This is a genomic window from Intrasporangium flavum, assembly GCF_001956915.1.
Taxonomy (GTDB): domain Bacteria; phylum Actinomycetota; class Actinomycetes; order Actinomycetales; family Dermatophilaceae; genus Monashia; species Monashia flava.
Genome location: NZ_MLJO01000031.1, coordinates 37,352 through 49,193 on the forward strand (window position 1 = coordinate 37,352; position 11,842 = coordinate 49,193).

An 11,842-nucleotide genomic window follows, 5' to 3' on the forward strand; every position below is an offset into this window, starting at 1 on the left:
CGACGCGGTGCCTCGGGACTCAGCGCCCGAGATGCCCGGCGCGGCCGCCGACGTGCACGACGAGGCGCTCGGCGACGACCCGGGCGTTGGCCTGGAGCACCTCGAGGGGCACGCGCGGCAGGTTCTCCTCCCAGTCGATGAGGGGGGAGCCGCGGAACTGGAGCATCCGGGCCGGGCGGCCGAGGAAGAACAGGTGCAGGTGGGCGCCGCCGTCGCCGTACTTGGCCAGCTGCACGCGCCCGACCGTCGGCACGTGCTCGACCCCGTCGGAGACCGCGACGACGAGCTGGCCCATCTCGGCCGCGAGGTCACCGGGGAGCGAGGGCAGGTCGTGGTGCTCGAGCGGCGACAGGATGAGCATGACGGGCAGCCCGGTGTCGGTCGTCAGGGTGAGGCGCCACCGGTCGTTGCTCCAGACGAGCCGCGCATCCGCGTCTGGGGTCGCCTCCGGTGCCGTCGCACCCGGCTGGGCGCACCAGCAGTCGGCCGCCTGCTCGCCCCGCCGGGGCGGCTCCTCGTCGGTGGGCGGCTGCACCGGCTTGAGGCGAAGGCTCTGCACCTCGTACGGGTAGATGTCCCAGCCGGGCATCTCCTCGACGGCCACGGGCAGCCGGCCGTCCGGACCTGCCGCCGCGACGATCCGCGCGTAGTAGTCCTCGACGCTCTCGGCCGCGTCGGGTGGCGCGGTGACCGTGTCGGTGACGTCGGGCGGGGCCTGGGCGTCGGTGCGCTCGCTCATCCCGTCAGTATGCCGTCGCCCCGGGGCACGCGCCGGGCACGACTCCCATCGCCCACCGGGCGCGGCCGACGGTGTCGGCCGCGCCCGGTCCGGGCTCGGAGTGGCGGGGTGTCAGCTCGGCTTCGGGGTCGTGCAGCCGATCCGGGGGTCGAGGCCGACGTAGTTGAGCGGGCCGGCGACGATCGTCACGGCCGCGCTCGCGACGCGGCTGCAGCTCGGCGCCGAGGAGCCGAAGTAGCCGCGCTGGAACGCGGCGACGACGCCGATGAGGAGCCAGACGAGGACGACGATGGACGTGATGCGGGTGCCGGTGCGCCTGCGGACTGCCATGGTGACCTTTCGTGGAGGAGCCCCGCCGGTGGCGGAGCGGTCGGGACGGCTGGTGCCGAGCCCTGCGCGGACCGGGCCGTCCGGAGGACCGGGGGCGGCCGCGGCCCGCGTGGGACCGGCGACGTGGTCGACGCCCCCGCGAGGACCACCAGCCGGACGCGTACCCGATCCGGCCGCCCCGCCCTCGCCCGGACCCGGACCGGGGTGGCCCGAAGCGTGCTCGCGCCCGCGGTGCACGCGGCACCATGGAGGCGTGGGAGCCCTCACCGACTACCTCGCCGACCTGCCCGAGCCCGAGCAGCGGGCGCTGCGCCACGTCACCGACCTCGCCCGGCGCCTGGCGCCCGACGCGGAGGAGGGCACGAGCTACGGCATGCCGGCGCTGCGCCTCGGTGGGCGGCCGCTCGTCGGGTTCACCGCGGCCAAGGGGCACCTGTCGCTCTTCCCGTTCAGCCCCGCGGTCGTCGACGCGGTCCGCGGCGACCTCGAGGGCTTCTCGCTGTCGAAGGGGACGATCCGGTTCGGCGTGGACCAGCCGCTGCCGGACGCCGTCGTCGAGCGTGTCGTGGCCCTGCGCCGGGCCGAGCTGGAGGGCTGAGACCCGCCGCGCGTGAGCGTGGCCCTTCCGTCCGGCGCCGATTTCGGCTATCGCGCGGCGTGGCGTAGTCTTGTGCGTTGGGTGTCGTGTGCCTCGACGCCCGTTGTTCGCCTGCGCCCCGTGCGCGGGCACCACGGCACATTCGAGGTCGGGCCACACCGCGGTCCGGCCACCGACAGATTGATGGAGGACATGGCCAAGAAGGACGGTGTCATCGAGATCGAGGGCACGATCGTCGAGGCTCTCCCGAACGCGATGTTCCGGGTCGAGCTCACCAACGGTCACAAGGTGCTCGCCCACATCTCGGGCAAGATGCGTCAGCACTACATCCGGATCCTCCCCGAGGACCGGGTCGTCGTCGAGCTCTCGCCCTATGACCTGACCCGCGGTCGGATCGTCTTCCGCTACCGCTGACCGCCTGGGCCGGAGCGCACGCACCCACGGGTGCGGGTCGCCCCGGCACGAGCGTGAGGCACCACTCCCGATTCCCCAACCAGCACCTGCGCGTCACGGGCCGACCACGGCCCGCGAGGAGCAGGAGCGCGATCTGAAGACAGCAGGCAGATGAAGGTTCAGCCGAGCGTCAAGAAGATCTGCGACAAGTGCAAGGTGATCCGCCGCAACGGGCGGGTCATGGTGATCTGCGAGAACCTGCGCCACAAGCAGCGCCAGGGCTGAGCAGACCCACCACCCTCGCCGTCGACAGTCTTCGACAGCACGCAAGACATGCATGACAGCAGCACCCGGCCCCTGATGACCGACCGTCGAGTCGGCGCAGGACGTCACCCCCGGCACGGAGGCCGGGGACCGGCGGTCGTCCTTCTGCGGGGCGACCGAGCACCGGACCGGTGACTGCTCCAGACCTCCGCGAACACAGAAATCAGGAGAACACCCAACATGGCTCGTCTTGTTGGCGTCGACCTTCCGCGCGAGAAGCGCGTCGAGGTCGCTCTGACCTACATCTTCGGTGTGGGTCGCACCCGTTCCAAGGAGGCGCTGGTTGCCACCGGCGTCGACCCCAACACCCGCGTCAAGGACCTCGGTGAGGCCGAGCTCGTGGCGCTTCGTGACTTCCTCGAGGGCAACTTCCGCCTCGAGGGCGACCTTCGCCGTGAGGTCCAGGCCGACATCCGTCGCAAGGTCGAGATCGGCTCCTACGAGGGTCTTCGTCACCGTCGCGGTCTGCCGGTGCGCGGTCAGCGCACCAAGACCAACGCGCGCACCCGCAAGGGCCCGAAGCGCACCGTGGCCGGCAAGAAGAAGGCCAAGTGACGCTGACCGCCCCGCGGTCGCGTCCCACCGACAAGTTCTGACGTAGGAGAAACATGCCTCCCAAGGCTCGTACGACGAAGGTTCGTCGTAAGGAAAAGAAGAACGTCGCCCACGGGCACGCTCACATCAAGAGCACGTTCAACAACACCATCATCTCGATCACGGACCCCACCGGCGCCGTGATCTCGTGGGCCTCCGCCGGCCAGGTCGGCTTCAAGGGCTCGCGCAAGTCCACCCCGTTCGCTGCCCAGATGGCGGCCGAGGCTGCGGCCCGGCGCGCGATGGAGCACGGCATGCGCAAGGTCGACGTCTTCGTCAAGGGCCCGGGCTCGGGCCGCGAGACGGCGATCCGCTCGCTGACCGCCACCGGCCTCGAGGTCGGCGCGATCAGCGACGTCACGCCCACGCCGCACAACGGTGTCCGTCCGCCCAAGCGCCGTCGCGTTTGATCCGGCCTGAGCGAAGGAAGTAGAGAACCATGGCTCGTTACACCGGCCCGATCACCAAGAAGTCGCGTCGTCTCAAGATGGACCTCGTCGGCGGCGACAAGAACTTCGAGCTCCGCCCGTTCCCGCCCGGCCAGCACGGCCGTCGCCGGATCCAGGAGAAGGAGTACCTCACCCAGCTGCAGGAGAAGCAGCGCGCTCGCTTCACCTACGGCGTCATGGAGAAGCAGTTCGTCCGGTACTACAAGGAGGCGGCCCGCCGCCCCGGCAAGACCGGTGAGAACCTGCTCCAGATCCTCGAGTCCCGTCTCGACAACGTGGTGTACCGCGCGGGCCTGGCCCGCACGCGTCGCCACGCGCGTCAGCTCGTGACCCACGGTCACTTCGAGGTCAACGGCGTGCGCGTCGACGTCCCGAGCTACCGCGTCGAGCAGTACGACATCATCACGGTCCGCAAGCAGTCCGTCGAGAGCTTCCCGTTCGAGCTGGCTCGCCAGACGTTCGGCGAGCGTCCCGTCCCGGCCTGGATGCAGGTCGTCGACGGCTCGCTGCAGGTCCTGATCCACCAGCTCCCGGTGCGCGCGCAGATCGACTCGCAGCTCACCGAGCAGCTCATCGTCGAGCTCTACTCGAAGAACTGACGCATCCCGGTGCGTGCCGCGGGGTCATCCCGTCGGCACGCACCGGACGCGTCCGCGGGGTCGGGTCGCAGACCGAGTCGACCAGACCCGCCCGGCTCACGACCGGGCAGTTTCACGAGGCGTCATATGGCGGGCGCCCGTGGGAAGGAACTGAACAGTGCTCATCGCACAGCGTCCCGTGCTCTCCGAAGAGGTCGTGGTCGAGAACCGCAGCCGCTTCACCATCGAGCCGCTCGAGCCGGGCTTCGGCTACACGCTCGGCAACTCCCTGCGTCGCACCCTGCTCTCGAGCATCCCGGGTGCCGCGGTGACCTCCATCCGCATCGACGGCGTGCTCCACGAGTTCACGACGGTGCCGGGGGTCAAGGAGGACGTCACCGAGATGATCCTCAACATCAAGGGCCTCGTCGTCTCCTCGGAGCACGACGAGCCGGTCGTCATGTACCTGCGCAAGCAGGGCCCGGGCGTCGTCACCGCCGCCGACATCACGCCGCCGGCGGGTGTCGAGGTGCACAACCCCGACCTGCAGATCGCGACGCTCAACGACAAGGGCAAGCTCGAGATGGAGCTGACGGTCGAGCGTGGCCGTGGCTACGTGTCGGCGCAGCAGAACAAGTCCGGTGACCAGGAGATCGGCCGCATCCCGGTCGACTCGATCTACAGCCCGGTGCTCGCCGTGACCTACAAGGTCGAGGCGACCCGTGTCGAGCAGCGCACCGACTTCGACAAGCTCATCGTCGACGTCGAGACGAAGAACTCGATGACCCCGCGCGACGCCATGGCCTCGGCCGGCAAGACGCTGGTCGAGCTCTTCGGCCTGGCCCGCGAGCTCAACGTCGAGGCCGAGGGCATCGACATGGGTCCGTCGCCGACCGACGCCGCCCTGGCCGCCGACCTCGCGCTGCCGATCGAGGACCTCGACCTCACGGTCCGTTCCTACAACTGCCTCAAGCGCGAGGGCATCCACACCGTGGGTGAGCTCGTGGGCCGCAGCGAGGCCGACCTGCTCGACATCCGCAACTTCGGTGCGAAGTCGATCGACGAGGTCAAGGCCAAGCTCGCCGGCATGGGCCTCGCGCTCAAGGACAGCCCGCCCGGGTTCGACCCGTCGGCCCTCGTCGAGGGCTACGGCGACGACTACGGCGACGACGACGACCAGTCGTTCGTCGAGGACGAGCGTCTCTGACCCACCCCGCCCTGACCAACCATCTCTGACCGGGTCACCGCGCGCGAGAGCGCAGCCCTGGCAGTCCTCCTAGGAGATACGAAATGCCCACGCCCACCAAGGGTCCCCGCGTCGGTGGCGGCCCCGCCCACGAGCGGCTGATCCTGGCCAACCTCGCGACATCGCTCTTCGAGCACGACAAGATCACGACGACCGAGGCCAAGGCCAAGCGCCTGCGCCCGCTCGCCGAGCGTCTCATCACGTTCGCCAAGCGCGGCGACCTGCACGCCCGTCGTCGGGTCCTCACCGTCGTGCGTGACAAGGGTGTCGTCCACCGCCTCTTCGCCGAGATCGCCCCCGACATGGCGGCTCGCGAGGGTGGCTACACCCGCATCACGAAGATCGCCCCGCGCAAGGGCGACAACGCCCCCATGGTCGTCATCGAGCTCGTCCGCGAGCCGCTGTCGGCCAAGAAGGCGACGGTCAAGGAGGCCGAGGCCGCCACGAAGCGCGCTGCCAAGCAGAGCGAGTCGAAGAAGGCCGCTGCCGACACCAAGGCCGAGGAGGCCGAGGCCGCCGAGACGCCGGCCGTCGAGGTCCCGAAGGGCGCCGTCGCGGCGAACGAGGACGGCTCGGCTCCCGAGGGCTACACCGTCAAGGGCAACGCCGACTCCGGCAAGTACCACGAGCCCGACGGCCAGTGGTACGACCAGACGATCGCCGAGTTCTGGTTCAAGTCGGCCGAGGACGCCGAGGCCGCCGGCTTCACGAAGGCCGGTTCCGGCTCCTGAGCCACCTCGCACCACCACGACAGAGCAGCTCGTCCTCCGGGACGGGCTGCTCCGTCGTTTCCGGGACGGCACGCGCCGCCCCTCCGGTCACCAGTGGTGGGCGACGTCGACGACGAGGCGCCGCCCGCCGTCGGCGTCGGTGAGCACGAACGCGCGCATCGGCAGGCGGGCCCGCACCCCGAGGCCGAAGTCCGTGTAGCCCTCGAAGCTGCCGACGTCCTTGAGCTGGCGGAAGGTGCGCCAGCCGGTGAAGGTGCGCGTGCCCGTGCCGAGCGTCGACGGCGCGTCGACGGTGACCTGCAGCCGGGCCCCGCCGGCGACGGGCACCGGCAGGCCGCTGCCGGGCCCGGTGACGGTGCTGACGTATCGGACGCTGTAGCCGACGCGGCCGCGGCCGGGCGCGAGGTCGAGGACGAGCCGGTCGTAGCAGGCGTGCTGGCCGGCCCGGACGCCGGTGACGCGTCCGGACCACAGCGCGGTGGGGCTGGTGGCCTTGGCCAGCGAGCCCCAGGTGATGCCGCAGTAGGGCGCGGCGGAGGCGTCGGGTGACGCGATGGCGGCGCCGGCGGTGGTCGCCAGAACGGCGGCCGCGGCGGCGACGGCGAGGCGACGGCGTGGTGTCGCGAACATGTGAGCCCCCTTAATGCTGCGGAGCCGGGCCCCGTGCCCGGCCCCACCTGTAGACGGCCGACGCGCCCCGTCGGTTGACGCGGGTCGGGCTGGGCCCGCGCGACAGGACGTGGCCGCGCCGCCGGATAGGTTGTCCCGCATGACGGGCGACATGACGGGCGACGGGACGCCGGGCCGGCCGGACGTGCCCGCGACGACGCGGGCCCTGCGGATCCGGCTCGACCTCGCCTACGACGGCACCGACTTCTCGGGCTGGGCGCTGCAGCCCGACCGGCGCACCGTCGAGGGCGTCCTCGGCGAGGGGCTCACCACAATCCTGCGCCCCGCGGAGCCGCTGCGGCTCACGGTCGCCGGGCGCACCGACGCCGGGGTGCACGCCCGGGGCCAGGTCGTGCACGTCGACGTCGACCCGGACGGCTGGGCGGCGCTGCCCGGACGCTCCGACCGCGCACCCGGGGCCGCACTCGTGACGCGTCTGGCGGGCGTGCTGCCCGCGGACGTCGTCGTGCGCCGGGCCGTGCCCGCGGCGCCCGGCTTCGACGCCCGTTTCGCCGCGCTCGAGCGCCGGTACGTCTACCGGATCGCCGACCCGGGCGCCGCCCGCGACCCGCTGCGGCGCCTCGACACCGTCGCGTGGCGCAAGCCGCTCGACGCCGAGGCGATGGACGCCGCATCGGCCCGCCTCGTCGGGCTGCGGGACTTCGCCGCGTTCTGCAAGCAGCGGGAGGGCGCCACCACGGTGCGCACCCTCCTCGAGTTCTCGTGGCGCCGCCTCGAGGACGGCGTCCTCGCCGCGACCGTCCGGGCCGACGCGTTCTGCCACTCGATGGTCCGATCGCTCGTCGGCGCGGTCGTCCCCGTGGGGGAGGGCCGGCGCCCGGTCGAGTGGCCGGCCGGGCTCGTCGCCCGCGGTGGGCGGGCGAGCGAGGTGCACGTCATGCCGCCGCACGGCCTGAGCCTCGAGGAGGTGCGCTACCCCGACGACGCCGGCCTCGCCGCCCGCGTCGAGCAGGCGCGAGCACGTCGAGACGCGGTCGGCGGGCACGACGCCTAGCCCGACGCCCGGCGTCGCGCCGGCGTCCGCCCGATGGCGCTCACAGGGCGCTCGCACGGGCCCTGTGGTTGGATCTTCCGCATGATCGCCCGCCCCACCCGCATCGCGTCGGCCCTGGCCGTGACGTGCGCGCTCGTCCTCGCCGGCTGTTCCAAGGACAGCGGCGCGCCGGCCGGAGCGTCGGGCGGGGCGTCCACCGCAGCCGTCTCCACGACCTCCACGACGCCCCCGAGCGGGTCGGGTACGGCCGGCAGCGCGAGCGCCGGTGACGCCGTCCCGGGCCGCTCCTCGACGTTCACGGTCGTGCCTCCGGAGGGCTGGGCCGAGGCCACCGACCGGGCGCAGGGCATCAAGGACATCGACATCGTGCTGCTGTCCTCGAAGAAGGTCGCCGGCTTCGCGAACAACCTCGTCGTGCTCAGCAGCCCGGGCGACGAGCAGACGCTGCGCGACGAGCTGGACAAGGGCCGCACGCAGCTGCAGGCGGCCGGTCGCAGCGTGTCGGCGGCCCCGGACCAGCAGGTGGCCGGCACCACCGCCACCGGCTTCACCTCGGCCTTCGAGCAGCAGGGGATCAAGGTCGTCGCGCGGTCCTACGGCCTCGTGCACGGCGGCCGCGTCTTCCTGCTCACCCTGTCCTCCTCGCAGCAGGACGCCGACCACGCCTCGACCGAGCTCGACGAGATCCTCTCGTCCTGGTCCTGGGCCTGACCCGACACCGGACGACACCGAAACGATCCCTCGTGAACCAACTCGGACCCGCCCTGCCCACGCTCGCCCTCGTCCTCGCGTCCGCGCTCCTCGGTGGCTGCTCCGCCGACCCGGCGCCCGCCGCCGCACCCAAGCCCACCGACACCGGCACCGTGCTCCTGCCCACGTCGACGGCGCCGACGACCGACAGCGGTGGGCACCTCATCGAACCGCTGCCGACGAACCTGCCGCAGGCCCCGCTCACTGACGACCGCGTCCGCGGCATGGACTACAGCTACCCGATCCCGGCCGGCTGGGCCTCCGGCGAGCGTGACCTCACCCCGAGGCCCGACACCCTCGTGCAGCCGCAGGACACCGACGTGCCCGGCTTCATCGCCGTCGAGCGGCCGTTCGACGTGGGCTCCTCGCAGCTGCCCGACGTCGTCGACAAGCTGCGGTCCGGCTTCGAGCAGAAGGGCTTCGCGCCCAAGGCAGCCCCCGAGCGGCAGGTGGCCGGCTACCAGGCGCAGGGCATCGTCGTCGACCAGTCCGAGGACGTGCGCCACGTCTACTACATCGTCGTCTACACCCAGAAGGCCTTCGCGATCCGCCTCACCTACGACCCGCACGACCCCACGGCGCTCGCGGCCTATGAGGCGGTCCTCGACGCGTGGTCCTGGGGCTGAGCGTCGGCCGGTCGCGCTCCGGGCGGCTGCCGGGGGATATCCGCGTGACGGCGCCCGGGGCGATGCGTCAGGCTTGACCCTCGTGGGTCACGTCGACGTCAACTCGGTCTCCTTCAGCCTGCCCGACGGCAGGCCGCTGCTCGGCGACGTCTCGCTGCGGGTGGGGGAGGGCGCCAAGGTGGCGCTCGTCGGCCCCAACGGCACCGGCAAGACGACGCTGACGCGCATCATCGCCGGCGACCTCGCCGCCCACGACGGTGCGGTGACGCGCTCGGGCGGCCTCGGCGTCATGCGCCAGTTCGTCGGGTCGGTCCGCGACGACTCCACCGTGCGCGACCTGCTCGTGTCGGTGGCGCCCGAGCGCATCCGCGTCGCGGCCCTGGAGATCGACCGCACCGAGCTGCTCATGATGGAGCGCGACTCCGAGGACGACCAGATGGCCTACGCGCACGCGCTCGTCGAGTGGGGCGAGGCCGGCGGCTACGAGCAGGAGACGCTCTGGGACCAGTGCACCACCGCGGCGCTCGGCATCCCCTACGACAAGGCCCAGTGGCGGGCCGTCAACACGCTCTCGGGCGGCGAGCAGAAGCGTCTCGTGCTCGAGGCGCTGCTGCGGGGCCCCGAGGAGGTGCTGCTGCTCGACGAGCCGGACAACTACCTCGACGTGCCGGGCAAGCGCTGGCTCGAGGAGGCCCTGACGGCCTCCCCGAAGACCGTCCTGTTCATCAGCCACGACCGCGAGCTGCTCGACCGCGTCGCCACCCGCATCGCGACGCTCGAGCCGGGCGCCGCGGGCGCGACGCTCTGGGTGCACCCCGGCCGGTTCTCGACCTACGCCCAGGCCCGCGAGGACCGCAACGCCCGGCTCGAGGAGCTGCGCCGGCGCTGGGACGAGGAGCACGCCAAGCTCAAGGCGCTCGTGCTCATGTACAAGACGAAGGCCGCCTACAACGACGGCCTCGCCTCGCGCTACCAGGCGGCCCAGACGCGTCTGGCCAAGTTCGAGGAGGCCGGCCCGCCCGAGGCGACGCCGATGACCCAGCACGTGAAGATGCGCCTCACGGGCGGCCGAACGGCCAAGCGCGCCGTCGTCGCCGAGGGACTGGAGCTGACCGGCCTGATGAAGCCGTTCGACCTCGAGGTCTGGTACGGCGAGCGCGTGGCGATCCTCGGCAGCAACGGCTCGGGCAAGTCGCACTTCCTGCGGCTGCTCGCCTCCGGCGGCACCGACCCCGAGCGGGAGCACCAGCCGGTCGGCGACATCCGTCCCGAGCCGGTGGCCCACGAGGGCGCCGTGCGGCTCGGCTCGCGGGTGCGGCCCGGGTGGTTCGCCCAGACCCACCAGCACCCGACGCTCGTGGGCCGGACGCTGCTCGAGATCCTGCACCGGGGCGACGAGCACCGCGCCGGCAAGCCCCGCGAGGAGGCGGCGCGGGCGCTCGACCGGTACAACCTGGCCCGCAGCGGCGAGCAGCGCTTCGAGTCGCTGTCCGGCGGCCAGCAGGCGCGGTTCCAGATCCTGCTGCTCGAGCTGTCGGGGGCGACCCTGCTGCTGCTCGACGAGCCCACCGACAACCTCGACCTGCAGTCCGCCGAGGCCCTCGAGGAGGGGCTCGACCGGTTCGACGGGACCGTCGTCGCGGTGACGCACGACCGCTGGTTCGCCCGCGGGTTCGACCGCTACCTCGTCTTCGGCCAGGACGGACGCGTGTACGAGTCGGGCGAACCGGTGTGGGACGAGGGGCGGGTCGTCCGGCCCCGCTGAGGCCGCGGTGACGCGGCCCGGCCGCGGCGGTAGCGTCGGGGCATGGCCGACTCACCGCGCGCGTCAACGCTGCTGGCCCTGCTCGAGGTGCCCGTCGTCGGTGCCCCGATGGCGGGCGGTCCCTCGACACCAGACCTCGCCGCTGCCGTGAGCGACGCCGGCGGGCTCGGCTTCCTCGCCGGCGGCTACCTCGGCGTCGACCGGCTGGCCCGCCAGCTCGCCGACGTCTGGGACGCCACCGACCGCCCCTTCGGGGTCAACCTCTTCGTGCCGCCGTCGGCCAACGCCCACCCCACCCGGCCGGGCCTCGACGGGGCGGAGCGGGCCGGCGCCGTGGCGGCCTACCGGGAGCGCCTCCTGCCGGACGCCGAGCGCCTCGGCGTCCGGCTGCCCCTGCCGGAGCCGGGCGACACCGACGACTGGGACCGCAAGGTCGACCTCCTCCTGCGCGAGCGCGTGCCGGTCGTGTCGTTCACCTTCGGCCTGCCCGACGCCGCGGTGCTCGGGGCGCTGCGCCGCTCCGGCTCGCTCGCCGTCGCGACCGTCACCGACACCGTGGAGGCCCGCGCGGCGCTCGAGGCCGGCGTCGACGGCCTCGTCGTGCAGGGCCACGAGGGCGGCGGCCACCGCGGCACGCTCGACCCGCAGGCCGTGCCGGACGAGGCGGACCTGCTCGACGTCGTGTCCGAGGTGGCGGCCCTCGCCGACGTCCCGGTCGTCGCGGCCGGTGGCATCGCCGACGCTGACCGCGTCGCGGCGCTCCTCGCCGCCGGCGCGGCAGCCGTGCAGGTGGGGACCGCCCTGCTGCTGACGCCCGAGGCGGGCACCGGGCTCGCCTATCGCCGGGCGCTCGCCGACCCCTCCTTCACGGGCACCCGCGTCACCCGCGCCTTCTCCGGACGCCTGGCCCGGTCGCTCGAGACGGACTTCGTGCGCGAGCACTCCGACGCCGCGCCGGCGGCCTACCCCGAGGTGCACCACGTGACGGTGCCGCTGCGTCGGGCCTCGGCCGCGGCCGACCGCCCCGACCACCTC

Annotated in this window: 16 protein-coding genes; 13 read left to right on the forward strand and 3 right to left on the reverse strand. The window is 72.7% G+C overall.

The window, feature by feature from the left end:
* Nucleotides 1–19: 19 nt before the first annotated feature.
* Together BIV28_RS19070 and BIV28_RS19075 are read right to left on the reverse strand one after the other, a co-directional pair.
* Nucleotides 20–739: a hypothetical protein gene (locus tag BIV28_RS19070; RefSeq protein WP_083707524.1), complete on the reverse strand. Its 720-nt coding sequence runs from the start codon at nt 737–739 to the stop codon at nt 20–22.
* Nucleotides 740–850: 111 nt separating this feature from the next.
* The gene (locus BIV28_RS19075; RefSeq protein ID WP_076264114.1) at nt 851–1,069 is read right to left on the reverse strand and encodes a hypothetical protein; all 219 of its coding nucleotides are present in this window, start codon (nt 1,067–1,069) and stop codon (nt 851–853) included.
* 253 nt (nt 1,070–1,322) lie between these two features.
* Between BIV28_RS19075 and BIV28_RS19080 the strand changes: the two genes are divergently transcribed.
* The 8 genes from BIV28_RS19080 (at nt 1,323) to rplQ (ending at nt 5,982) form a co-directional block, all read left to right on the forward strand.
* A complete protein-coding gene (locus tag BIV28_RS19080) occupies nt 1,323–1,667 on the forward strand; it encodes an iron chaperone (protein ID WP_076264115.1) in 345 nt (114 codons plus the stop codon).
* A gap of 192 nt (nt 1,668–1,859) precedes the next feature.
* Nucleotides 1,860–2,081, forward strand: a complete 222-nt coding sequence (gene infA, locus BIV28_RS19085) for a translation initiation factor IF-1 (RefSeq protein WP_006946284.1) — start codon at nt 1,860–1,862, stop codon at nt 2,079–2,081.
* A gap of 150 nt (nt 2,082–2,231) precedes the next feature.
* Entirely contained in the window at nt 2,232–2,345 is a 114-nt protein-coding gene (gene rpmJ / locus BIV28_RS19090) for a 50S ribosomal protein L36 (protein ID WP_006592630.1), read from the forward strand.
* A gap of 219 nt (nt 2,346–2,564) precedes the next feature.
* Entirely contained in the window at nt 2,565–2,939 is a 375-nt protein-coding gene (gene rpsM, locus BIV28_RS19095) for a 30S ribosomal protein S13 (protein WP_076264117.1), read from the forward strand.
* Nucleotides 2,940–2,992: 53 nt separating this feature from the next.
* Entirely contained in the window at nt 2,993–3,388 is a 396-nt protein-coding gene (gene rpsK / locus BIV28_RS19100; protein ID WP_076264118.1) for a 30S ribosomal protein S11, read from the forward strand.
* A 29-nt stretch (nt 3,389–3,417) separates the two neighbouring features.
* Entirely contained in the window at nt 3,418–4,026 is a 609-nt protein-coding gene (gene rpsD / locus BIV28_RS19105) for a 30S ribosomal protein S4 (protein ID WP_076264119.1), read from the forward strand.
* A gap of 157 nt (nt 4,027–4,183) precedes the next feature.
* Nucleotides 4,184–5,212, forward strand: a complete 1,029-nt coding sequence (locus BIV28_RS19110; protein WP_076264120.1) for a DNA-directed RNA polymerase subunit alpha — start codon at nt 4,184–4,186, stop codon at nt 5,210–5,212.
* An 83-nt stretch (nt 5,213–5,295) separates the two neighbouring features.
* The gene (gene rplQ, locus BIV28_RS19115) at nt 5,296–5,982 is read left to right on the forward strand and encodes a 50S ribosomal protein L17, sunset domain variant (RefSeq protein ID WP_076264121.1); all 687 of its coding nucleotides are present in this window, start codon (nt 5,296–5,298) and stop codon (nt 5,980–5,982) included.
* A gap of 87 nt (nt 5,983–6,069) precedes the next feature.
* Here the strand turns inward: rplQ and BIV28_RS19120 are convergent, their stop codons facing one another.
* Nucleotides 6,070–6,612: an AMIN-like domain-containing (lipo)protein gene (locus tag BIV28_RS19120; protein ID WP_076264122.1), complete on the reverse strand. Its 543-nt coding sequence runs from the start codon at nt 6,610–6,612 to the stop codon at nt 6,070–6,072.
* Nucleotides 6,613–6,763: 151 nt separating this feature from the next.
* On the opposite strand from BIV28_RS19120, the gene truA reads away from it, so the two are divergent.
* The 5 genes from truA to BIV28_RS19145 form a co-directional block, all read left to right on the forward strand.
* Nucleotides 6,764–7,666 (forward strand): tRNA pseudouridine(38-40) synthase TruA, encoded by a 903-nt coding sequence (truA, locus tag BIV28_RS19125; protein ID WP_076264131.1) that lies wholly within the window; start codon nt 6,764–6,766, stop codon nt 7,664–7,666.
* An 81-nt stretch (nt 7,667–7,747) separates the two neighbouring features.
* Nucleotides 7,748–8,377, forward strand: coding sequence for a hypothetical protein (locus tag BIV28_RS19130; protein ID WP_076264123.1), 630 nt, complete (start codon nt 7,748–7,750; stop codon nt 8,375–8,377).
* 32 nt (nt 8,378–8,409) lie between these two features.
* Complete coding sequence (locus BIV28_RS19135; RefSeq protein WP_076264124.1) at nt 8,410–9,042, forward strand: hypothetical protein; 633 nt, start codon at nt 8,410–8,412, stop codon at nt 9,040–9,042.
* An 82-nt stretch (nt 9,043–9,124) separates the two neighbouring features.
* Nucleotides 9,125–10,807 carry an ABC-F family ATP-binding cassette domain-containing protein gene (locus BIV28_RS19140; RefSeq protein WP_076264125.1) on the forward strand — a complete coding sequence of 561 codons (1,683 nt, stop codon included), beginning with the start codon at nt 9,125–9,127 and terminating at the stop codon, nt 10,805–10,807.
* A gap of 42 nt (nt 10,808–10,849) precedes the next feature.
* Nucleotides 10,850–11,842: nitronate monooxygenase (locus BIV28_RS19145; RefSeq protein ID WP_076264126.1), on the forward strand; the 993-nt coding region annotated here is incomplete at its 3' end.

Coding starts and splice junctions, on each gene's coding strand:
- BIV28_RS19070 (WP_083707524.1), bottom strand. CDS start 739: ATGAGCGAGCGCACCGACGCCCAGGCCCCGCCCGACGTCACCGACACG.
- BIV28_RS19075 (WP_076264114.1), bottom strand. CDS start 1,069: ATGGCAGTCCGCAGGCGCACCGGCACCCGCATCACGTCCATCGTCGTC.
- infA (WP_006946284.1), top strand. CDS start 1,860: ATGGCCAAGAAGGACGGTGTCATCGAGATCGAGGGCACGATCGTCGAG.
- rpmJ (WP_006592630.1), top strand. CDS start 2,232: ATGAAGGTTCAGCCGAGCGTCAAGAAGATCTGCGACAAGTGCAAGGTG.
- rpsM (WP_076264117.1), top strand. CDS start 2,565: ATGGCTCGTCTTGTTGGCGTCGACCTTCCGCGCGAGAAGCGCGTCGAG.
- rpsK (WP_076264118.1), top strand. CDS start 2,993: ATGCCTCCCAAGGCTCGTACGACGAAGGTTCGTCGTAAGGAAAAGAAG.
- rpsD (WP_076264119.1), top strand. CDS start 3,418: ATGGCTCGTTACACCGGCCCGATCACCAAGAAGTCGCGTCGTCTCAAG.
- rplQ (WP_076264121.1), top strand. CDS start 5,296: ATGCCCACGCCCACCAAGGGTCCCCGCGTCGGTGGCGGCCCCGCCCAC.
- BIV28_RS19120 (WP_076264122.1), bottom strand. CDS start 6,612: ATGTTCGCGACACCACGCCGTCGCCTCGCCGTCGCCGCCGCGGCCGCC.
- truA (WP_076264131.1), top strand. CDS start 6,764: ATGACGGGCGACGGGACGCCGGGCCGGCCGGACGTGCCCGCGACGACG.
- BIV28_RS19130 (WP_076264123.1), top strand. CDS start 7,748: ATGATCGCCCGCCCCACCCGCATCGCGTCGGCCCTGGCCGTGACGTGC.